This window comes from Desulfosporosinus sp. Sb-LF (assembly GCF_004766055.1).
GTDB lineage: Bacteria > Bacillota > Desulfitobacteriia > Desulfitobacteriales > Desulfitobacteriaceae > Desulfosporosinus.
In genome coordinates, this window is the sequence record NZ_SPQR01000003.1 from 278,741 (window position 1) to 301,644 (window position 22,904).

Sequence of the window (22,904 nt, forward strand, 5' to 3'; positions counted from 1 at the left end):
ATTATTGCTTTGTGAACGTACAATTTTATTTCCGTTTACCTAAACAAGGCCCAAACGTTGAAAAATATCTTCTACATGCTTAGTGTGATACGCATAATCAAACAGGTTGCTAATCTCTTTTTCATCTAAGTATTCTCGAATACTAGAATCTTTACTGATTAGGCTTTGAAATTGTTCTTTGGTATTCCAGGCTTCCATGGCATTACGTTGAACCTGGGCGTAAGCTGTTTCCCGGCTGATACCCTTTTCGACTAGAGCAAGCATTACGCGTTGAGAAAAAATCAGTCCGAACCCTTTATCAATATTCGCTTGCATCTGCTCAGGAAAGACCTGCAGCCTGTCCAGAAGCTGTGTCATCTTATGAAGCATGTAGTCTAAAGCGATGGTGCTATCTGGCAAGATCATACGTTCAGCTGAAGAATGAGAAATGTCCCGTTCGTGCCATAAGGCCACATTTTCCAAAGCAACTTGGGCATTCGCCCGAACCACTCTGGCCATACCACAGATACGTTCTGGTGTAATGGGATTTTTCTTATGAGGCATTGCCGAGGATCCTTTTTGCCCCTTTCCGAAGGCTTCTTCCACTTCATGTACATCGGTTCGCTGTAAGTTGCGAAGTTCTGTGGCCATTTTATCTAGGGAACTAGCGATTCCTGCAAGGGTCGTCATATAGCAAGCATGCCGATCACGTTGAAGGATTTGAGTCGATATCAGGGCAGGCTCTAAGTCAAGGACTTGGCAAACATGTGCTTCAACCTGAGGATCTACGTTAGCAAACGTCCCAACTGCACCAGAAATCTTGCCCACTCGTATCTCCTCACGGGCAAAGGCTAAACGTCTCTTTTGACGCCTTATTTCATCGTACCATAACGCAAATTTCAGTCCTAACGTAATAGGTTCAGCGTGAATTCCGTGTGTTCGGCCCATCATAAGGGTCTCCCTATGTTCTAACGCTCTACGGCTCAGGACTGCTTCCAGCCCTTCCATTTTAGCCATCAGAATATCGGATGCTTCCACCAGTTGGAGGGACAAGGCTGTGTCCAGTACATCTGAAGAAGTCAGACCTAAATGAATGTACTTTGCTTCATCTCCCACATTTTCTGCAACATTCGTCAAGAAAGCCAACACGTCGTGCTGGGTCACTTCTTCAAGGTCTTGTACCCTCTCCCATGAAAAGGCAGCCTTTTCCCGAATGACCTCAACAGCCTCCTGCGGAATCTTTCCTAGTTTGGCCCACCCTTCGCAAGCAGCAATTTCAATCTTCAACCACAGAGCGAGGCGATGCTCGTCCGTCCAAATTCCTCCCATTTCAGGAAGTGTATACCGTTCAATCAACCTCAAGTCCCCTTTCTAACATTAGTTCCTAGTTCATAATTCGAGATCCTCAAATATTCATTCTTTACATTGTAAAATTTCTAAACAGTTTGGGTTTAATTCCCATTACTGAAGTGTTTCTGTAATGCTTCATCCTTTTTCTCAATATCCATTAGCATTTGTGCTCGATAGGCTTTTATCTTAATACTAAGGGATTCATCTTGGATGGCAAGGATCTGTACCGCGAGCAACGCCGCATTGCGTGCTGCACCAATGCCTACCGTCGCAACCGGAATTCCCGGGGGCATTTGTACGATGGAGTAAAGAGCATCGATTCCTTCCAAAGCTCCGCTGCTCAGTGGAACCCCGATCACAGGTAATGTCGTGGCACCCGCTACAACCCCAGGTAAATGAGCTGCTAACCCTGCAGCTGCAATGATAAGTTTCCCACCTTGTGCTTCAAAACTTTTCACCCAATCCACAGTTCTTTCCAATGTTCTGTGTGCGGAAGAAATCTTAATTTCAAAATCGAGTTCAAACTGACGGAGAACCTTAACGGCCTCCTCCATGATTTTGTAATCTGAATCACTTCCCATAATAACTCCAATCTGACTCATTTAAATCCTCACCTCGCTCTCTTGATTTACAAACAGAAACCCAGGAGGGCAAATTCCTCCCTTTAATTCAGAGTGAAACCTACCCGCCTGGGCTTTTATCCCTTCGGTGTAATTTGATTTTTCAATCAAACCTGTACCACTCGGACAAATCATATGCCCTAGGTACACTTTCGCTCATAGTCAGGCCATTTACGGCAGCCTGGTAGAAACTTGCGGACCATATTTCCGCGGTTATATGAACTCCCTATGAAATTCCAATAAGCTTATTTTACAAGATGGTGTTATGAAGGTCAATAGAAAACCGAACGTTTATATATTAAATAATTAAAACGTTCGGTTAACCCCAATAATGTTTATCAATTTCAGAAATACGTATTTGCAAAATATCCATTAGTCTGTAGTAAATAAAGAAAGCAGGTTACTGAAAGCAAATCTGCACATCCCCCGGGGCTGATGTTTCGGGCAATGAATTCTCTATCCATCGCCTCTACAATATCCACTCCGTTTAAAATTCCACCCTGCTCAAGAACTTTTTTGGCATACTCTTGCGCAAAAGAAAGTCCTTTTAGCCCAGTTCTTGACAATATGTTAGTATCTCGAGTTTGGGTGATAAGATGAAGCAGAGTTTGTACACAACAGTCATTAATCGATAGACCTTCCTCCATCAGAGTCTGAAAAATTGGAAGAGAACGCTTCATAACCGTAGGAAAACCTTTCTGAGCTTCTCCGCGCACTCCTGTAATTCCATATTGGGCAAAAAGTAGTTGCCCAGACGTCTGTTTATTCAACTTGCTCTCTTGCTTTGAAACTAAGTCCTGTTCTACCAATCCTTCGCAAAGTTCAGAGCAGATCTTTGAGATGTGGAATGGTGTTGTTCCGCCATGCTCCATTCCATAACCGGCAGCTGCAGTGACCAATCCCATCGAAAAAATTGCACCTTTGTGAGTATTCACCCCATGGGTTGCCAAGAGCATCGCTTTCTCAGCTTCAACTCCGTATTTCCGCAGCCTCAAAAATAACCCATCTAGCGTTTTACTTTGTCCTCCTGCCTGAGCACATCGGAACAGGTAAGGATGAATCGCTGTGGCACTGTTTATAAAAGTAAATAAATCCATATCAGTGTGAGCACCACAATTAAAACGATCGACTAGGCCGGGCTTGGGTGAAGCAACGACTTCAATTAGTAGCGCTTTATGAGCCAAATTTGCAATATATTCATACCTAGAGTTATTGATGCGGATACCTCTTTTCCATGTAATGCAATATCTTATAGAACTGTCCTAATCTGCGCATTAAAATACTCATTTGCTTTATCCTCGATTTGACTCACCAAAGCTTTTATAGAATGGGCTTGCGAACGTCCACAGATTCTTGCATCCTCATTACACAGCAAGCACCGGCGGCTTGGTAGTTGCAGCTGTTTTCGGGAAACAATGTAGCCATCAGCATCCAAAACATCCATATCAAACAGCCTTCCTAATGGATGGTGTTCTTCAAGAGCAACAGTATATTTTTTTAGCATAAAAGCATCCATGCGCACAGCAATAATTGCCTCACTGCCTGTTGGCAAGGCTCTTTTTTCGTAATCGATAACCGTTATAGCCTCTAAAAGAGCAGCAAGACCCTCCTCATGTACTCTATTATACAATGTGGTCTGTTTTACCTGTCCTGGAATATTTAAAGTGAAGGATACCAAAGGAGCGTGGTACTTCTCCAGCCATTCCTGTTGGCAAAGTGCACGTTTTTCACGGCTTAGTAAAATCTGTTCCTTTGTTACCATATCCTCCTCCTACGGCCCTTCTTTTATTAAATACCAGCAATAATGTGCTAACCATTCCCGCCTTTCAATTGCATCACAAAAAATCGTTTATAATTATGAACGCAATGTCGTTTATATTATAACCATTGTTGATATTTCAAGCAAAAAGCAGAGTGAAGGAGGGAGTACCCAAATGAGCCGCACAACTCTATGGAAGAAACTAAAAGAACCGGAATAGTCGTATCTTCTGAAAACAAATACACTTCACTGAAGAAAAAGAACGAGCCTTTACTGGTTCGTTCTTTTACCTTCGGGGTATCAAAATCAGAGATTTTGGTCTATATGATTCAATTCCATGAAGCTGTTAATCTTTTTATAAGTTTGACCTTCAATGATTTCCAGAATTCGTTTATTGGATTCTTTAATCAAATTGCACTAATTATGACAAAATCTCACTTATCTCTTTTTCTCCTGTCTTAACTAGTGTCTCTACCTGTTCATCCGTAAACTTTCCCCCGGTCTCCAATGTCTTTAAAGTATTCTCAAATAGGTTGACCAATGAGCCATTTATCTTTGCATATCGTTCCTGGGCATTCTCAGGTTCCATAACCTTCTCACCCCAAATCCCGGCCATGCAGTCGAAGAGGAAGTTAGTAATTCTCCTCATGATCATAGCTAAGATTGCTACTTTAGGATCAGTAAGACACAGAAGACTTTCATAAGTTGATGCTTGAACCTCCAGACGCCCGGCACGCTGTAGATCTCGGTGAGCCTTAGTTCCTTTTAAAACAATCAGGTGGTGGTAGAGCATGTTAGCAGTAATCGCAAGATTCTTCATTAAGTCATTTCGCTTCAGAAATTCAAAGTTGACCCGGATATCCTCCAAGGATGAATCAGGCTCAAACATGATGAACCCAATATTTGGTTCGATCCCGTATTTGCGGAGAATTCTGATAGCCCTCTCGTTCTGGGCAACCGTCGTCATCTTATTTATCCGCTTCAGTGAACGGTCGCTACCGCTCTCCAGTCCTATGAGAATATGGCGCAGGCCTGCTTCTACCAATGCACTTACTGTTTCATCATGGATATCGTTAACACGAGCCTCGATGCCAAACCGAATGTTTCTGGATTTAAGGAGGGTGGCCAAGCGCAAGACTCGTTGCTGGCCTTTTTCACCCGGACCGAAAAAGTTAGGATCGGTAAAATAGAAATTCTCTATTTTATGTTTCGCAATTAAATCATCGATTTCCGCAATAATATTTTCCGGAGCTCGCCCACGCCACTGAGATCCCTGTCCATAAAAAGGGTTGATGTAGCAGAAAGTACACCCCCCATAGCAGCCCCTACTCCCCTGCAAGTTTACTTCTGGCAGGCGGAAGAGGGCTTCCGTTCGTACGGGAAAAGGGAGAGCGTTAAGGTCACCCACCAGTTCTCGCCGCTGGGAAACAATCGTGCCCAAGACGTCCCTCTGAGCAAGACCGGGAAATTTCTCAAGACTATCCTGTCCAGAGATTGCTTCTACCACCTTGGCAAAGGTCAGTTCCGGTTCGCCTAGGATCACAGAATCAATATCCTGACACTGCTTTAAGATGTCTTCGAAGTCAGTTGTCGGATAATATCCATAAGCCGTGATATAAGAGGATAGTTGCTCAACTTTAACCTTGTGGAGAAAATCATACAAAACCTTGTCTATCTGCCAATGGTAAACCATATGAACCCCTATCAGGTCCGGTTGCATAGCCTTTACCCTGCGCTCAATTTCCTGGTAGTCGAGCCCATCCAAGAATCCTTCAATGATTTCGACCTCATGCTCTTCACTTATGAGCATACCTGCAATATAGCCGGAATGAAGACAAGAGGAAAGGGGAGTATTGGCGATGTCATTACATCGTTCCGGGCAGACGTTTCGTGGGTGCTCTAATAATAGTATCTTCATTTTACCTCCTTCCTCACTTCCTGCCACATCAATACATTTCTGCACTGCTGAAGTGTTTCCAACTTGTATCTGAAGGTATTAAACGGTTCCGGGTTGTAGTAGGTGGGATAGAGCAGATCCGTCTCTGCGTCGATGACCCCTTGCGCCCTGGCCATCCCTTCGATCGCTGTGCCTGGTAGAATGCGAATATTATTCAAAATGATAGTTCCAAGATTCTTTTTCTTGCTGTGCAATTCATAAAGCTGTTCGACAAACTGAATACCTTTTTCGCAGGTCTTTTCCGTTTCCCCAGGCACATTGACCATAAAATGATAGACACTAACCACGTCCGTTTGTGCCACAAGACTTGCTGCTTTTAAAATCTGTGTTTCACTAAGATTTTTGCCTAAGATATCCAGTGATTCCTGGCACAGACCGTCGGGGGAGAATGAAAAACATTCACACCCGGCCCGTTCAAACAAAGCGACATTCTTTTTATTAAGCTGGTCTTCCCGCATGAAACCGTCCCATCGAATCTTAAGCTTTCTGCGCAGTATCTCTTCACAGATTCCCTCAAGGTGACCACGAGGAACGTTGAGTACAGGATCGGTAAAATGAAAACTCTCAATACCATAGTCTTTGTGCAAGATTTCCATCTCATCTACAACGGCCGCGGTCGGGCGGCAGCGCAATCGCTTCCCTTGAAGTTGAGGATAGACACAATAAGCACATTTGAGCGCACAGCCCCGTTTGGCTTCAATTCCGATCGTGGGAACGTAGTTGTTGAGCCATTTATAAAGCGCAGGGTTCAGTAATAGCCTATTAGCAGTGACATAATCCGCCATGTCAAAATTAGTTGCAGGGGGTGAAATTCGAACCTTCAAGCCCTTTCGTCGGCAGAGTCCGGGCATTGGGGGCGGATTGTCTATAGAGCGGAGAAGAGCCGGGAAGGTTACTTCTGCTTCTCCTACAATCCCATAATCAAGTTCCGGCAAATCTAGCATCAGCCGTTCTGGAAAAAGGGAAAAGCCGGTGCCACCCACAATCAACCAAGCTTGGGGCAGAACAGCGGCGATCATTCGAACCGTGACAATAAATGGAGAAATAAGCGAGCTGGTTTTATTACCCAGAGGATCAATATTACGTAAGGATAAACCAATGGCCTCAGGTTGGAATGACAAAAGTTTATTCTTCAGCGCTCCGTAAGGGTCTCTTTCCAGATTCATGTCCAAAATACTTACCTCATGACCATAGCCATGAAGGTGGCTGGCCAGGAGGACAATCCCGATAGGATAGACTCTTTCCTGAGAAATGTCTTCTACGGAAGGGGTTTGGATCATTAGAACACGCACGATAATTCACTCCAATAGCAACAGGGCAAAATATCTGACAAATTCGCCCTTGTCGCGCAAAATTCGAAGGTTTAGTCCCGCCCGGCGGACAGTTTCATAGACATCGATACCTGCTCCCTCCATTGAAGGCCTGGCATCCCGTGTATTGCGACATGTCCCGTCAGTAGTGTTAGCAACGCAGGTAGCACAAAGAACGCATGGACCTGCCCAATAAGCGAACGCTTTATGAAAGCCCGCTAAAAAGGCTTCTCTTTCGGCATTCAAAACCTGGGTCTGGAACATTTTGCCCGGGGGCTCCCCCTCCAGAAGCAGCGCGTGTGAAAAATCTTGCAGAGCGTCCCTGGTTTTTTGGGGAGAAGGACTATTTGGTGGGCAATGGCCTTGTCCGTACCGATCACATCCATACTGACAGCGGAGATCCGTCCAGTCAGCGACATGGATAGTTTCCGTGGCAATTGGAAGAACTTGTCCAAATCCCATGGCCTTGATCTTAGCAATCAGGCGTGTTCCGGCATCGAGGCGAAGACTTGCCAGTTTCTTTTCGTCCTTCACTGCGAAGATTAGAGCAGTGTCGGTAGCTAAAGGGATGAGCTCGGTCGTGTACAGTTTTGACATAGCTAATTGTTCTCGAACCCATGTTCCAGAAAAAATCCTGCCATTGTAAGTATTGATAAACATATTTAGATCAAGCAGAGCAGCCTTGGCAGAGCAGTGCTCTGGAAAGAAATCATGGATTACCAGGATTCCTCCTGGCTTGAGACAATTTGCAGCTCGGTCCAAGATTAGAGAAATCTCTTCTTCTGAATAGGCATGGATAATATTTGAGAGAATGACAAGGTCAAACCCTTCCTTAGCTATGGACCAAGGTTCCAAAATATTGCTTGGTATGTAGTAAACCCGTTTTCCAAACCCCTTCTTGTCCATCAACTCCTGTGTATAGCTGAGGACTTCTTGAATGTCCACTAAAGTTGCCGATAGTGAAGGAAAACTCCCCAGAAAACCGCCGGCAATCGCCCCAGAGCCTGTCCCTATATCAAGCATTTCTCCCTTCAGCTCAAGCCCCTCGAAGAAGGGCAGAATCTCTTCCACCTTAGTTTTGGCTATATTATCCATAGCGTTGATATACTTTCGGATCCGCTGGGCAAACTGCTCTGGGCCCTCTTCTTCGACTGGAAAATTCACTCTGCCGCCTGCCTTAAGACACTCGGTAAGGTCCTGCCACCCTAGCCTAAGACCTTTGCGCCAGAGGATCGAATCTCCTTGGTAATCACTCTTGCCTGCCACTAGATAGTCGCTGGCAAGTTTTGTATTATAATAACGTTTACCGCCATCACAAACCACTAGGCCTATAGCACAAAGAGCCTGAAGAAAACGCCCCAAACCAGAAGGAGGCATATCCAGTGCTCCGGCCATTTCAGCAGTCGTCATGCCTTCAGGTTCAAGCTGAGTAAAAACGTTCAGTTCTACAGCCGTAAACAGCACCTCAGAAAACCAGTATCCTGTTGACAAGTCTTCAAGGTACTGAGGGCCTGCATACTGTGGATTATATTGAAAAATGGGTGTTAATCCCATCTCCGAATTCCCTCCCCGCAGGATTTCCAATTGGGTTCAATGATGCAACGTTTTGAAATCGTTTGAACCCAAAATTAGTTCTATACCTGAATAGGATACGTTCCGATTCCAGCACTTTCCTGTCCTCGGTGCTGCAGAGCGTAAAGCCCGTAGTAAGTTAAACGGGCAACCTCCTGAGTAGGGGCATAAATCCCAAAGACACTGCATTCCTCTTTCGGTTTGTCCTCTCCAAATTCGAACACGTTCGCCCCCCTCTCCTCTCAGTTCAGTGCTTAATCCCTCAATTACCTTCACTTATGCGCTTCTGTAACGCTTCATCCTTCGCCTCGATATCCTTCAGCATCTGAACTCGATAGTCTTTAACCTTAATACTTAAAGCACTATCTTGACACGTCAGAATCTGTACCGCAAGTAACGCTGCATTCCGCGCAGCACCTATGCCTACGGTCGCAACTGGAATTCCCGGGGGCATTTGTACGATGGAGTAAAGAGCGTCGATTCCTTCCATAGCACCACTGTTCATCGGAACACCTATGACAGGCAAAATCGTTGCACCCGCTACAACCCCTGGCAAATGAGCAGCTAAACCTGCTGCCGCGATAATAAGTTTTCCACCTTGAGCTTCAAAACCTTTCACCCAATCGACAGTTCGTTTCAATGCCCTTTGGGCGGAAGAAATAATAACTTCAAAAGGAACTTCAAATTGACGAAGAACTTCTAGGGCTTCTTCCATGACTTTATAATCTGAATCACTTCCCATAATGACCCCAATCTGGTTCACTTGCCTCGCCCCCTTGTTTATGATGCCCTCTTTCCGCTAATAATCCATGTCCTTAATGTCATCGAAAAGCACCAGCTCAGCCTGGAAGATCTCAGTACATCCTGACCTAGCTAGCGCGTTATTATTTTAGTTTAAAGGTTGCTTTGAGTTAGCAGATTCCACCCGTTTTTCCAAGGTGTTCCCCAACTAATTTCATAGCACAGAAACCACCACACATAGAACAGGCTTCAGCACCCTCTTCGTTACGCTCTCCACGGATCCGCCGAGCTGTTGGAGGATCAATGGACAGTTCAATTTGCTTTTCCCAATCTAATGCTTTACGAGCATGGGCCATGGCTAAGTCCCATTCCCGTGCACCCTTAACACCATTAACTATATCTGCTGCATGAGTGGCAATGCGCGTAGCAATTACCCCTGCGTGTACATCTTCAGCGGTTGGTAAGCGTAGATGTTCGGCAGGTGTAACATAGCAAATGAAGTTTGCACCTGATATAGCAGCAGTTGTTGCTCCGATGGCTGCTGTAATATGGTCATAGCCCGGCGCAATATCCGTGACTAAATTGCCAAGAATATAGTACGGCACGTGGTGGCAAAGTTGTTTTTGGAGCAAGATCGTTGCTGGGATTTGGTCCAATGGAACGTGACCTGGTCCCTCTACCATAACTTGTACTCCAGCTTCCAGGGCTCGTTGCACCAATTCTCCAGCCACAATCAATCCTTGGACTTGGGCGCGGTCTAGTGAATCTTCGATACAACCAGGTCGGATAGCATCTCCAACACTAAGCGTTACATCGTATTTCTTACAAATTTCAAGAACTCGATCAAATTGAGCATAGAGAGGATTCTCTTGCTCGTGGTGGAACATCCAGCCTGTTATAAAGGCCCCTCCACGACTCACGATATCAGTAATTCGTCCTTGATTTTTTAATCTTTCAATAATAGACATGTTTAAAGCAGCATGAATTGCCATAAAATCGATGCCACGCTTTGCCTGACGTTCAATCATTTCGAACATATCCTCAGCCGTCATACCTACAACACTTCCGTGTTTGTCAATACTTTCCATTCCACCTTGGTAGCTTGGAACAGAGCCGACAGGTAGAGTGAAGTTTTCGATCACCTGATGGTGGAAAGCATCAACATCTCCGCCAATACTTAATTCCATAATCGTATCCGCGCCAGCCGCAACGGCAACCTTTATTTTATGGAGCTCATCTGAAAAGTCCACACAGTCCGGTGACGTCCCAATATTGGCATTTACTTTGGTACGAAGTCCTTCCCCTACCGCAATCGCGTTACAGTTCTTGTGTTGTTTGTTCTTTATGATCACGACCCGGCCTTGCGCTACCTTCTCGCATAACGCTTCCGCTGTAAGCCCTTCTACTTTTGCTAATCTTTCTACCTCAGGCGTAATAATTCCTTGTCTTGCTTTGATAAGTTGTGTCATTTTAATCTCTCCATTCTAAATTAAAATTTTTTCTTTTTTTACAATGGTACTACTGGTTACGCTTAACTTAGCTGAACTTATCATATCAGTTATCTGACCTTTGGCCTCGGCCTTCTGTCAGCACTCCCACGGCAGTTCTTGAAAGAACTCGCCAGCCACAGCCATGGCGCAACCCTTTTCACATTTTTTGCAGAAAGATTTCTCGCTCGAGTGGAAATCCGTTAGCCTTTCTTGATCTAAGGCTAACGTTTTTTGGGCCTCTACATTCTGCTCCCGTCGTGCTTGACTCATTTGAAGGTCCCATTTTTCTGCTCCTGGGTACCCTTTTGCAAGATCAGCTACATGAGCAGCAATACGCGAAGCTACTACTCCCCGGTAAACATCCTGCGCGTTGGGATAAGCTATGTGTTCAGCAGGTGTGACGTAGCAAAGAATATCTGCACCAGCAGCACCTGCCATGGCTCCTCCAATAGCAGCTGTAATTTCGTCATATCCTGGGGCTACATCTGTCGATACCGGACCAAAGACAAAATACGGAGCACCTTGACATACTTGTTTTTCTAATTTAACAGTTGTAGCAATTTGATTTGGTGGAGTATGACCGGGTCCCTTAATCATGATTTGAACCCCTGCTTGTCTGCTACGCTTTACCAACTCGCCTAAAACGACGAGTTCTTCAGCCTGCGAACGACATAATGAATCTGCACCTGCACCCGGTCGCATGGCATCTGCTAAACTTAAGGTAACTTCGTACTTTTTGGCAATTTCCAGGATGCGGTCGAACATAGTATACAAAAAGTTTTCCTTATTATGATAGAGCATCCAGCCCATCAATAAGGACCCGCCTCGGCTCACCAGATTAAGGACTCGCTGATCTTCCTTCGCCGTTTTAAAGAGTCCGTAGTGAAGGGCGCTATGGAGAGCCATAAAATCCACGCCATCGGCAGCTTGGCGTTCCATAACCTTGAAAAAGTCTTCTGGCTCAAGCGCTAAGGCTGAACCCCTGGTATTTACAGCTTCAGCAAAAGCCTGGTAAACGGGTAGTGTACCCAAGGGCAACGGTACTCTTTTTATAATTGTCCGCCTTGCCTCGTCCATATTGCCGGCCGTACTCAGATCCATGACAGCATTTGTTCCTGCCCTGATTGCCTCATCCACTTTAAAAAGTTCATCAGCAAGACTATCCTCGTCTGCGGCTAGGCCAATACTGGCACTAACCTTGGTACTTAGGCCCAACCCGAACCCTTGGGGTTTTTGTGGCTTGTGATGAGTGTTATAGGGAATAACAATCCGTCCGGTAGCAACTCTTTCCATCAGGAGCTGGACATTCATCTGTTCATTTTGAGCTACCAAGGTAAACAACGGGATTTCCTGACCCTTTTGGGCCATTTCCATTAATGTCAACACCATAACTCTCCCTTCTCTGTTTAGAGTCATTACCTTGACAAAAACATTCGGCAGTGGTAAAAAAATAAAAAAAGTCTCTAATCACACAGTGACTAGAGACTTTTCCATAATCTCATCCACACTACTCTTGGTTCTTCGACAAGGTAGGCTTGGGCAAACTACAGGCAGGTCTCCTGGCTTACGGATCAATGTCTGAAGCACCTTCCAGGAACTACCCCGTGGCTATACTTCTTACTCCCCGTTTACAGTGGCGGGACCGCGCCGGACTTACACCGACTTCCCTATTCTCCTCTTAAGTGAGGCACCTGTAATTTTAAGTTTTCTAAGCGTAGTATAACCAATAAACTTGTGTTTGACAAGAGTTTTCTTAAAATTCAGACCGATACTGTTACCGAAATTATTTATCCACTTCCACAAACTAAGACTTTCTCTTTTTCCTTGGCAGAAACAAATGCCGAAAAATAAGAAGGGTAGCCTCAAATTTACGCTATCCTTCTTATTCGATATTCGGCAATTCTGGTGTTATCTTTTCGTCTGATCCTAATTCATCTGTTTTATAAATAGCATTTTTCGAAAAAATACTATACTCACCATCTTTATGTGTAATTCTTGAAACATGTCTTATATGAATCTTACATTCAGCACAATAACCAAACGCAAAATACTTTTTCAATTTAGTGACTTCCGTATCTTTCGGCACGAATCTGCCACAGCCTGGACACCTTATATCAGCTTTATCTAGTAAAGTTTTCAGATCTTCTAACTTCTCTTCATTTTCTTTCTGAATTCTTTCCCAATTTATGATTGGATTAGAAGAAGAATCATAAACCTTCTTGAAGATCTTCGCAGTATAAGATGCATCGCTCAAGGCATCGTGAAAGGGAGAACTTATTTCAATTTCAAGGCCTTCTACCGCGCCTTCTAGACTTGGTTGTTGAGTTAGACTCTCATAATTCATATAAATTTGTTGAATATTAATAAATTTGTCAAAAGAAATAGAGTTGAAACCAAAAAAAAGACAATTATCTCTTAACGCCAGAATATCATCATGCCCCCAAGAGCATAATACCGCTTCATTTCCAATCCAAGTATTGAAACTCTCAATCGCTTTTGGGAAAAGTGTTCCGCGAGCAACCTGACTCGTGTTAATATTTGTTTTTCTTTTTACAAAGGGGTTAATTCTCTTATAAATTACCGGCTTAATCAGCAAATCAAACTCAGCAATGGTCTCTAATTTTTCATTTAATTTGACTGCACCGATTTGAATAATTTCATTTTTTAGATCAGGGTTAGCCGATTCGCCTTCTCTAAATGGAAAAAACATATTAAATTCTAGATCAAATACAATATAATTCATATTGCCCTCCCATGTTATTCTCCTATTATAATCCCTCCTTCGAATAAACGCACAAAGAATTTTATCGTTTCGCCCTTCGAGTTTACCAAAAGCTTAGCTGCTGATAAGAAGAAATCCTTTGGTATTGGTTGAGTAAATGATCTAACTGCTGGCTCACTTTCACAACTTCACTGTCAACAAGGTCATGAGTTGACCCGAATTTATTGAGTTTCTTCCGCAATTCCTCTATTCTTTTCAAAAGTTTCTTTTCCACATAGATTCCTCCCGAAATGTCATTCTCAAGGAGAATCTTATTGCTTTTTTGGTGAAATGGCAAGAAAATAATATCCATTAATAGGTAATCATTTGTCGTAATATGGAAATACAAGTAGCACGAGGCATAAGAAAACCTACTTTTCTCTCTTTTATATAATCTTCATCAAAAGTACCTCATTTCCCTTAGCGTTATAGATCACTTTGTCACAAAATGATCTCATCAAGAAAATTCCACGTCCACCTTCAGCCTCTAGCAGACCATCAAACTCACTTACATAATTGCTCGCCACTCGTTTTGCAGTAACTTCTCCCGCGTTAAAACCTGGACCATCATCCTTAACCCTTATGATTAGTCTGCTACCTATTCGCCTTGTTTTAACACGAACCCGCCCACAAGAACCAAAACTATTGTTCATCGCTTCGTTGACAGCAACCTCCAGCATCGGTGCGTGGATTGGTGAGTTCCTTTCCAGAAATTCACTAATAATCACCTGAGCACGTTCGAGTTCCACTTCGCCTTTAATATCTAACACATTTATTTCCTCTAGATCCTGGCGGATTTCAATACAAACAGCGGAGAAGTCATCGTTCCTTTCGGGACATTTTGCTAGTTCCTCAAACCAACGCATATATCCTGTTAACCCTTCCTGCTTACTTATTCCGTTTAACTCGATCAGATCTGATACTCCATCGCTCATCATGCAATAGATTTCTCCAGCTTTGACGGGTATTATGTACGTTTCAATTTCTGGTACATTCACAATACCAAGATAGCAACCCGATAAGGGAACCAAAGTACACTCATCCGGCTTAGCGGCCAAGAATAACGTTATTCCAGCGCAGATAAGTTTTAGCACACCAGCTAGTAGATCGAACTCAAAATATAATAGGGCTACAAAAGAATCCTCATACAGATATTGCATGATTCTCTGATTAATAGTCTGAATGTCACCCTCCTTAATTACCTCACCCGTTAGTAGAACATTATCTAGCATCATTTTGAATGTAGCGGTTTGCATAGCTGTAGCCACGCCATGTCCACATACATCTATAATGTAACCACATAGTTTCTTTTGTTCTTCAAACCACTTGTAGTTAAAGAAATCCCCACTAACTGTACTATGTGGCACAAAAATCGAATTGACACTCACCTTGGCTCCAGCAAAAGGGTGTGGTAAAGAATCCTGCTGCACTCGTGCAGCTAATAAAAGTTCCATCTGAGTTTGCCGTTCTCGCTCTCGGAGCTTATCTTCGACCCTCTTTCGATCCGTAATATCAACGATACTCGTCGCTTTCAGGGGGCTATTGTTATCTTCACCCTGTGCAGGGTAGCTTTGCAGCCAGAGCCAGCGCGTTTCCCCATCTGATCTCGAAATTCTAAACTCCTCGTTTGTAGCTTCGTTCATATTTCGGAAACTCTGAGGAAAAGAATCCCGCATCCTCTTACGATCTGCCGTATGAATCAACTCGACAAGTGAATGTGGATTATCCAGCAGACTTTGACAGGTCATCCCAATAATTCTTTCATAAGCAGGACTGACGTAAACAATTCTCTCTTTATCTGTAATGAGGAAGATCTCATTGACTGTTTCAGCAAACTGCCTGAATTTCTCTTCGCTCGCTCGCAGCTTTGCATTTAATTGTTTGCTTTCTGTAATATCCATCATAACCGCCAGGGTAGCCTCTTCACGTGCAAAAATTATATCTGTACCCTTCAAAAGCACATTAATGATTTCACCAGACTTTTTAATAAGCTCTATTTCATAAGGGATACCAGTCGTTTCTTTAGCTCTATCTAACAGAGCTGAGGAAACGATTATGAAAGAATCTTCAGTCATAAAACCTTTAATATGGCGCCCAATACATTCATCTTCCTTGTATCCCAAAACTTTTACGCCCGCATCATTCACAAATTTAACAATACCTTTATTATGAATAACTACAATCTGGGGGGCATTATTTACAATTGCTGCATATCTTTCATTGCTTTGCCTAAGCTCAATCTCCATATTTGTCATTTCTGTAATATCTTCAAAGCACTCCATTTTTTCAACAATTTCGCTGAATTCATCTTTTACAACGGCAATACTCTTTAAAACATGCCTGATTTGGCCGTCTTTAGTTACAACGTTACATTTCTCATTTATTAACGGCGAGTCGATGGCATTTCCACACAACCCGCAACTATCCCTACATAATCCATGCAAGACCATTGAGCATTCTTTACCCACTACCTCTGCTGCAGCATAACCGGTTATCTCCTCGGCAATCTTATTCCAGCTATTGATCTTTCCGTCCTTGGCGACTGAAAGGACAGCATTAGGAACAGTTCTGAAAAGCAACTCCGCGTATTCCATCTGTTCCCTTAGTTGTTTTTCGAGCCATTTCCTTTCAGTAATATCTCTGGAAACCCCAATAAGTCCGGCTACGTTTCCCTGTTCATCCAGAAAAGGCGTTTTTATTGTTTCGGCGTCTATTACACTACCATTAGTCAGAACAATTTTTTCTTCATTCTTCAGCGTTATACCGGCCAGAAAAGCTTCTTGATCTTTTTGACGATAAAATTTAGCCAGTTCAATATCCTTTATAAGATCTAAATCTGTTTTACCTATAACTTCATCCTCATTTACACCTAAAACATTTTCCGCATTTGCTTTATTACACCCTAAAAACGCACTGTTCATATCTTTATAAAAAATATAATCCGGAATGGTATCAAGCATTGTTTTGAGAAATCTCTTTTGGTTAGCAAGCTCCATTTCTAGTTGCTTCCGAACTGTAATATTATTCGCAACTCCTAAGGTTCCAGCAACTTCGCCATCATCCCTAAAAAACGGCGCAACAAAGGTTTCTAACCACTTGCCACCCACTTCATTAGAATTCAGTGGATTCAATAATCTCTTTTTTGACGTTATTAACTCTTCTTCTATCTTTTTATGTTCCAGCGCAATTTTATAAGGAAAAATATTAAAATCAGTCTTGCCGACAATTTCCGTATTACTAATTTTGTAAAAATCCTCGAAAACTCTATTTACAATAATATACTTGCCGTTTTTGTCTTTAAACCAAATTAAAAACGGCATACTTTCAATTATTAACTGGATGTTCTTTAAATCCTGTTCCATCCTTTCTTGCTTTCTTCTTTCTGTTATATCACTAGTCGCTGTTAACAAATATTTATTATTTGAAATTTCAATTATTTCAGCTAACAATAATTTATTATAAATATTCCCCGTTTTATCTCTAATCCTTACTTCACTATTTATAACACACCCATGTTCAATTACTTTTGTTATAACATTATCTCTAAATTTCGGATCAAGAAAAATATTTAAATCCTTAGCACTTTTGCCTAACATATACTCTCGCTCATAACCAAGAGTCTGGACAAGGACATCATTAATGTCAACATATTCTCCTGTATCCACCCTACTGAGAGCCGTCATGGATAACTTACATCGTAAAGCTTTGGCTAATTGATCTTCTGCCTTTTTAACCGCAGAAACGTCTTTGCTTATACCATATAATACATCGGTTCCTTCCCACTTTCCCCTGAACACACGGGTTTCCACAGGTATATGCCTTCCTGATTTAGTACAAAGCGGTATTGAACATTTGGATATATCCCCAACCAACATGCCTGTTACCATTTCCAGTAATTCTTCACGTCTTACCGAAGGATGAATCATCTTAATATTCAGGCTTATTATTTCTTCTAAGGTATATTCCAATTTTTCTAAGGCAGCTTTGTTAGCCCGTATGATTCTACCTGTTTCATCTAAAATGAAAAGATAATCCTCTATTTTATTAAACAGCAAATCAAAGCTGTCCCTATATTGATTATACTGTATAGTGTGATCATTTTTTTCAATAATCATAACGAGTTACCTCCTGTATCTTTTACCATGCATGGCCGCCCCTTCTGTCCCACAATCTATTAACAAACCTGCCGACATTTCAATTTAGAAGTACTTGGATGATCACTTAGATAATTAACGGATTGCTCTTAATACAAATTAGGCTCTAGATCAACAGACTATCAATCTCGCCTAGAGCCTCATGGAGGGTATCCCATTTCAATTCTTTTTCGCATATATTCTATGGTCTTCGAATTGATTTAATTATTCAATGGTGAAAACTCTATCGAGCCGTGTACGTTTGATCAGATCCATTGGTAACCCCCGAGCACCAGTCAGCACAAACCTGCCGTTTTTCTCCTTAGTACGTTTATTGATAGTCACTAACGTTCCCAATCCCGAACTATCAATATAGGTAAGTCCGGAGAGATCCATCATAAGATCCGTAATTCCTTGGTCAATTATTTCTAAGAGATCATCCCTTAGTAAGGAAGCATCACTAACATATATTTTGCCATTTATAAATACAGTCGCATGGTTTTCGCTGATTTTAATCGAATGTTTCATAATCTATCTCCTTAATCATCAACTTTAAACCTAGTAATAAGATTGTGCAGGTTTTGAGCCATAGCACTTGTCTGCTCGGAACTCGCCGCTACGGTCTCAATTGTTGCTGTGGTCTCCTCAATTGCTGATGAAACCTCTTGTGCGTCCCGGCTTGTTGCCTCTATATCTTCGGCTACAACCTCGATTAGTTGCACAATTTTATCGGATGAGGCGACCTCATCGTTAGTTACCTTAGCAATCCCGTCTATATCACTTACTGTTTCCGCTACAGCTGACAAAATGTTTTCCAGCGATTTCCCCGCTTTATTGACCTCCTCTACCCCTACTTCAACCTCAGACAAGCTATGCTTCATTGCTACAACCGCACTATCAGTGTTTTCGGTGATCTTAGAAATAAGCTGTGAAATATTGCTGGCCTCGGCATTAGATTGTTCCGCCAGTTTTCTGACCTCCTCTGCAACAACCGCGAAGCCTCTGCCTGATTCACCGGCCCGAGCAGCTTCAATAGCAGCATTAAGTGCCAACAGATTAGTCTGATTGGCAATGCCCGTTATGGTTTCATTAATCATACCAATTTGTTGAGAGTATTCATTCAAAAGTGCGATTACTTTTTCTGCTTCTCTGGTCTTGTTGTAAATAGTATTCATGCTTTGCATAACTACGTTGACAGTGGCCTTTCCCTCCTCGGCCGCGTTTATAGAGCTTTCAGATTTAATGCCGGCTGATACAGCCTTATCCTTCGCGATCTGAATAAGGGCTGAAAGTTCGATCAGAACCTGTGAAGTTTCCGTGCTTGAGTTGGAGGCATCTTCCATTGACTGTGCAACCATCTGAGTTTTGCTAGAAATAATTACCGTCGCCGCTGATACTTCTGTCGAAGAGGCCGCCATTTCCTGTGATGCTGCGGTTAGCTCGAGAGAGCTGTTTTTCACTGCCTTAACAATCTCCAGCTGCGAAGCAATCATGGTATTAAACGACTCGCAAAGTTGCCCTATTTCATCCTTAGTCTGCACAACCGCTTTTACTAGCAGATTTCCTCCACTCGCCTCAGCCATTAACCCTTGTAACACCTTTATCGGGGCTGTAATCTTGCGGGCGGCAAACAGTCCAATTAAAATTCCCAAAATAGCTACCAGAACTGCTGCTATTAAGGCTACCATTTTAGCCTGTTTCGTGGCATTATACGTATCGTTCATAGCTTGATCAATCACATTTTTTCGGTAAGTTTTGGCTTCAACAACCTTAGCACTCATTTGACTAGACAGGGGCGCTAATTCGTTAACCACAATCTCCATGGCTGCATCTTTTTTGCCTTCCTTAAACAAAGGGGTGACTTTTTTCTCAGTGATCTCAGAGTATTTATCATTCAGTTCTTTAATATTAACGGATAGAATACGCGCGTCTTCCGTACGCGCCTCTGTAATGAGCTCAGCTTCAAGCTTTGAATTCAAATCAGCAAGTCTTTTGTATTCGTTAAGATACTCTTCTTTTCCATAGAGCAAATAAGCTCTGACATTAGAGGCCTCCGCCGTAGCATTATACGCAATATCATTGGTTTTCTGCAGGCGCGGAATTTCATATCCCTGAAGATTATCGACTGACACCTCTGCATTAGAACACCCATAAATGGTATAAGCAAATCCACCGGTCGCCACTAAAATTACTAACAAAAAGTAGGCTATCATTTTTTTTGCTAATGTCATTTTCATTTGCTTCCTGATTCTACATAGGTAGAAACCAGATTTCCCTCCTTTTGATTTCTAAATTGACTCTCGGTTTTCGCGCACCACAATCGTACGTAAAGGGATGCTTCTTCCCATTAAATGGAAGGGTCTTCATCATCGTCACGGACAAGCCTTTGTCACGACGCCTCAGATAACCAATTGACGAGTGTCTTCGTTCCTCGCTTAACAAAACACATTTATAAAGAGCTTGCGTTGCTATTCGACAATAATTAACCAAATCCCTTTATTTAATTGAATTCCGACATTAAACAATGTTTTTAGCCTTAGATAAGATAATTAGGAAACAGTCTGGTTCTGTTATTTTGTGGTTAATAAACAAGGACGGCGATTTAGAAGTCCCTAATATAGGATTTCTAAATCGCCGTTTAAACACACAACTAAAAAGTTCTTACTCATCCAGCATTTCCAGGTCCGTATTCCCACTTAAACGTTTCCAGGGGACTTCCTTTCTGCTGGTTCTTCCTAAGGGCCTTAAGACTTAATTTCTACATACATACTTTTTGGGATTAAATAATCTTCATCAAGAGTACCTCATTTCCCTTGGCGTTATAGATCACTTTGTCACAAAATGATCTCATCAAGAAAATACCACGTCCACCTTCAGCCTCCAGCAGACCATCAAACTCACTTTCATAATTGCCCGCCACTCGTTTTGCAGTAACTTCTCCCGCGTTAAAGCCTGGACCATCGTCCTTAACCCTTATGATTAGTCTGCTACCCATTCGCCTTGTTTTAACACGAACCCGCCCGCAAGTACCAAAACCGTTGTTCATCGCTTCGTTGACAGCAACCTCCAGCATGGGCGCATGCATTGGTACATTCCGTTCCAGAAACTCACTGATAATCACCTGGGCACGTTGGAGTTCCTCTTCATCTTTTATATCTAAAACATCTGTTTCCTTGCGATCCTGGAGGATTTCAATACAAACAGCGGAAAAGTCATCGTTCCTTTCGGGACATTTTGCTAGTTCCTCAAACCAACGCATATATCCTGTTAACCCTTCCTGCTTACTTATTCCGTTTAACTCGATCAGATCTGATACCCCATCGCTCATCATGCAATAGATTTCTCCAGCTTTGACGGGTATTATGTACGTTTCAATTTCTGGTACATTCACAATACCAAGATAGCAACCCGATAAGGGAACCAAAGTACACTCATCCGGCTTAGCGGCCAAGAATAACGTTATTCCAGCGCAGATAAGTTTTAGCACACCAGCTAGTAGATCGAACTCAAAATATAATAGGGCTACAAAAGAATCCTCATACAGATATTGCATGATTCTCTGATTAATAGTCTGAATGTCACCCTCCTTAATTTCCTCACCCGTTAGTAGAACATTATCTAGCATCATTTTGAATGTAGCGGTTTGCATAGCTGTAGCCACGCCATGTCCACACACATCTATGATGTAACCACATAGCATCTTTTGTTCTTCAAACCACTTGTAGTTGAAGAAATCCCCACTAACCGTACTATGGGGCACAAAAATCGAACTAACACGCACCTTATCTCCAGAAATAGGGTGGGGTAAAGAATCCTGCTGCACTCGTGCAGCTAATAAAAGTTCCATCTGAGTTTGCCGTTCTCGCTCTCGGAGCTTATCTTCGACCCTCTTTCGGTCTGTGATATCAACGATACTCGTCGCTTTCAGCGGGCTATTGTTATCTTCAGCCAATATCGGAAAGCTTCGAAGCCAGAGCCACCGCATCTCCCCATCGTGTCTAATAATTCTAAACTCCACGTTCGTTACCTCGTTCATACTCTCAAAGCCCTGAAAAAGAGAGGCTCGAATCCTCTCACGGTCAGCCGGATGAATCAACTCAACCAATGAAGATTGATCATCTATCAGACTCTGACAGGTCATCCCACTAATTCTTTCATAGGCAGGACTGACATAAACGATTCTCTCTTTATCCGTGATGAGAAAGATCTCATTGATGGTTTCAGCAAGCTGTCTGAATTTCTCTTCGCTCGCTCTCAGCTCTGCTTCCATTTCAATCATTCCTGTAATATCTTCGAAACACTCCATCCTTTCGCTAATTTCCCCAAATTCATCTTTTAATACGGCAATACTCTTTAAAACATGCCCGCTTTGACCCTCTTTCGTTACAATCTTGCACATCTGATTTATTAAGGGCGAGTCACTGGCGTTGCGGCACAGTTCGCAACCCTCAATACCTACTCCATGTAGTATCATGGAGCACTCTTTACCCACAACTTCAGATTCTGTATAACCCGTGATTTCCTCAGCGATTTTGTTCCATCGAATGATCTTTCTATTCTTATCCACTGAAAGGACAGCACTTGGAACCGTTCTAAAAAGCAACTCAGCGTATTTCATCTGTCCCCATAGTTGTTTTTCCAGTCTTTTCCGCTCTGTAATATCCCTAGATATCGCAATAAGTCCCGTAACTTTTCCCTTTTCATCTACTATGGGGGTCTTTACAGTTTCAGTGTCCATAACACTGCCATTTATCAAGTGAAATTTTTCTTCATACTTCAGAGATTTACCCGTCACAAATATCTCCTGGTCTTTCTGCCGACATAATTTAGCTCGCTCGCGGTCTTCCGTGAAGTCTAAAACTTTTTTCTCACAAACCTCGTCCTCGTTCATCCCTAAAACCTTTTCAGCATATCCTTTGTTACATCCTAGAAATTCACTGTTGATATCTTTATAGACTATGAGGTCAGGTATAGTATCTAGCATTTTTTTCAAAAATCTTTTTTGGTTAGCAAGCTCCAGTTCTAATCTTTCCCATTCTACAATATCACTCGCAACTTTTGGCTTTTCGACAACTCCCGTTCCAGCGTGTTCAGGTTTTTCATGAATCATAATGGTTTACCCCCTTTATCGATTAATGAAGTACAATACCTCAAATACAAGTAGCCCTAGGCCCACAGATTATCAATCTTTTAGCCTAGAGCCTCATCAAGGAAATTCATCTTATGAATCCC

At 42.6% G+C, this 22,904-nt stretch carries 17 protein-coding genes and 2 riboswitches; all 17 genes read right to left on the reverse strand.

Annotation, left to right across the window (positions count from 1 at the left end):
• Window positions 1–39: 39 nt before the first annotated feature.
• The 17 genes from purB to E4K68_RS06035 all read right to left on the reverse strand — a co-directional run bounded on the left by purB (window position 40) and on the right by E4K68_RS06035 (window position 22,782).
• The gene (gene purB / locus E4K68_RS05955; protein WP_135378037.1) at window positions 40–1,335 is read right to left on the reverse strand and encodes an adenylosuccinate lyase; all 1,296 of its coding nucleotides are present in this window, start codon (window positions 1,333–1,335) and stop codon (window positions 40–42) included.
• Window positions 1,336–1,430: 95 nt separating this feature from the next.
• Window positions 1,431–1,931, reverse strand: a complete 501-nt coding sequence (gene purE, locus E4K68_RS05960; protein WP_135378038.1) for a 5-(carboxyamino)imidazole ribonucleotide mutase — start codon at window positions 1,929–1,931, stop codon at window positions 1,431–1,433.
• Between the two features lie 157 nt (window positions 1,932–2,088).
• Window positions 2,089–2,190: riboswitch (purine riboswitch) on the reverse strand.
• 103 nt (window positions 2,191–2,293) lie between these two features.
• A complete protein-coding gene (gene citG / locus E4K68_RS05965) occupies window positions 2,294–3,133 on the reverse strand; it encodes a triphosphoribosyl-dephospho-CoA synthase CitG (RefSeq protein ID WP_243450273.1) in 840 nt (279 codons plus the stop codon).
• Between the two features lie 65 nt (window positions 3,134–3,198).
• Window positions 3,199–3,711, reverse strand: a complete 513-nt coding sequence (citX, locus tag E4K68_RS05970; RefSeq protein WP_135378040.1) for a citrate lyase holo-[acyl-carrier protein] synthase — start codon at window positions 3,709–3,711, stop codon at window positions 3,199–3,201.
• 418 nt (window positions 3,712–4,129) lie between these two features.
• Entirely contained in the window at window positions 4,130–5,626 is a 1,497-nt protein-coding gene (locus E4K68_RS05975; RefSeq protein WP_135378041.1) for a radical SAM protein, read from the reverse strand.
• Complete coding sequence (bzaD, locus tag E4K68_RS05980) at window positions 5,623–6,957, reverse strand: B12 lower ligand biosynthesis radical SAM protein BzaD (RefSeq protein WP_135378042.1); 1,335 nt, start codon at window positions 6,955–6,957, stop codon at window positions 5,623–5,625. The genes E4K68_RS05975 and bzaD overlap by 4 nt, the downstream gene beginning before the upstream one ends.
• A 6-nt stretch (window positions 6,958–6,963) precedes the next feature.
• Window positions 6,964–8,529 carry a DUF2284 domain-containing protein gene (locus tag E4K68_RS05985; RefSeq protein ID WP_135378043.1) on the reverse strand — a complete coding sequence of 522 codons (1,566 nt, stop codon included), beginning with the start codon at window positions 8,527–8,529 and terminating at the stop codon, window positions 6,964–6,966.
• 80 nt (window positions 8,530–8,609) lie between these two features.
• Window positions 8,610–8,771 (reverse strand): hypothetical protein, encoded by a 162-nt coding sequence (locus E4K68_RS05990; protein WP_243450274.1) that lies wholly within the window; start codon window positions 8,769–8,771, stop codon window positions 8,610–8,612.
• 38 nt (window positions 8,772–8,809) lie between these two features.
• A complete protein-coding gene (gene purE, locus E4K68_RS05995) occupies window positions 8,810–9,310 on the reverse strand; it encodes a 5-(carboxyamino)imidazole ribonucleotide mutase (protein WP_135378044.1) in 501 nt (166 codons plus the stop codon).
• Between the two features lie 148 nt (window positions 9,311–9,458).
• Window positions 9,459–10,757, reverse strand: a complete 1,299-nt coding sequence (gene bzaB, locus E4K68_RS06000) for a B12 lower ligand biosynthesis ThiC-like protein BzaB (protein WP_135378045.1) — start codon at window positions 10,755–10,757, stop codon at window positions 9,459–9,461.
• A 117-nt stretch (window positions 10,758–10,874) separates the two neighbouring features.
• Window positions 10,875–12,167: a phosphomethylpyrimidine synthase ThiC gene (thiC, locus tag E4K68_RS06005; protein ID WP_243450275.1), complete on the reverse strand. Its 1,293-nt coding sequence runs from the start codon at window positions 12,165–12,167 to the stop codon at window positions 10,875–10,877.
• 142 nt (window positions 12,168–12,309) lie between these two features.
• Window positions 12,310–12,488, reverse strand: a riboswitch (cobalamin riboswitch).
• Between the two features lie 172 nt (window positions 12,489–12,660).
• Entirely contained in the window at window positions 12,661–13,521 is an 861-nt protein-coding gene (locus E4K68_RS06010) for a 3'-5' exonuclease (protein WP_135378046.1), read from the reverse strand.
• Between the two features lie 82 nt (window positions 13,522–13,603).
• Window positions 13,604–13,774 (reverse strand): aspartyl-phosphate phosphatase Spo0E family protein, encoded by a 171-nt coding sequence (locus E4K68_RS06015; RefSeq protein WP_135378047.1) that lies wholly within the window; start codon window positions 13,772–13,774, stop codon window positions 13,604–13,606.
• Window positions 13,775–13,925: 151 nt separating this feature from the next.
• Entirely contained in the window at window positions 13,926–17,654 is a 3,729-nt protein-coding gene (locus tag E4K68_RS06020) for a PAS domain S-box protein (protein WP_135378048.1), read from the reverse strand.
• 243 nt (window positions 17,655–17,897) lie between these two features.
• The gene (locus tag E4K68_RS06025) at window positions 17,898–18,200 is read right to left on the reverse strand and encodes an STAS domain-containing protein (protein ID WP_135378049.1); all 303 of its coding nucleotides are present in this window, start codon (window positions 18,198–18,200) and stop codon (window positions 17,898–17,900) included.
• Between the two features lie 11 nt (window positions 18,201–18,211).
• Complete coding sequence (locus E4K68_RS06030; protein WP_243450276.1) at window positions 18,212–19,903, reverse strand: methyl-accepting chemotaxis protein; 1,692 nt, start codon at window positions 19,901–19,903, stop codon at window positions 18,212–18,214.
• A 548-nt stretch (window positions 19,904–20,451) separates the two neighbouring features.
• Entirely contained in the window at window positions 20,452–22,782 is a 2,331-nt protein-coding gene (locus E4K68_RS06035; protein ID WP_135378051.1) for a PAS domain S-box protein, read from the reverse strand.
• Window positions 22,783–22,904: the final 122 nt, after the last annotated feature.

What these genes read in the sequence shown, in the direction of transcription:
- E4K68_RS06030 (WP_243450276.1), bottom strand. Translation starts at nt 19,903, where the DNA reads ATGACATTAGCAAAAAAAATGATAGCCTACTTTTTGTTAGTAATTTTA.
- purE (WP_135378038.1), bottom strand. Translation starts at nt 1,931, where the DNA reads ATGAGTCAGATTGGAGTTATTATGGGAAGTGATTCAGATTACAAAATC.
- bzaB (WP_135378045.1), bottom strand. Translation starts at nt 10,757, where the DNA reads ATGACACAACTTATCAAAGCAAGACAAGGAATTATTACGCCTGAGGTA.
- E4K68_RS06035 (WP_135378051.1), bottom strand. Translation starts at nt 22,782, where the DNA reads ATGATTCATGAAAAACCTGAACACGCTGGAACGGGAGTTGTCGAAAAG.
- citX (WP_135378040.1), bottom strand. Translation starts at nt 3,711, where the DNA reads ATGGTAACAAAGGAACAGATTTTACTAAGCCGTGAAAAACGTGCACTT.
- E4K68_RS05975 (WP_135378041.1), bottom strand. Translation starts at nt 5,626, where the DNA reads ATGAAGATACTATTATTAGAGCACCCACGAAACGTCTGCCCGGAACGA.
- thiC (WP_243450275.1), bottom strand. Translation starts at nt 12,167, where the DNA reads ATGGTGTTGACATTAATGGAAATGGCCCAAAAGGGTCAGGAAATCCCG.
- E4K68_RS06025 (WP_135378049.1), bottom strand. Translation starts at nt 18,200, where the DNA reads ATGAAACATTCGATTAAAATCAGCGAAAACCATGCGACTGTATTTATA.
- E4K68_RS05985 (WP_135378043.1), bottom strand. Translation starts at nt 8,529, where the DNA reads ATGGGATTAACACCCATTTTTCAATATAATCCACAGTATGCAGGCCCT.
- E4K68_RS06010 (WP_135378046.1), bottom strand. Translation starts at nt 13,521, where the DNA reads ATGAATTATATTGTATTTGATCTAGAATTTAATATGTTTTTTCCATTT.
- E4K68_RS06020 (WP_135378048.1), bottom strand. Translation starts at nt 17,654, where the DNA reads ATGATTATTGAAAAAAATGATCACACTATACAGTATAATCAATATAGG.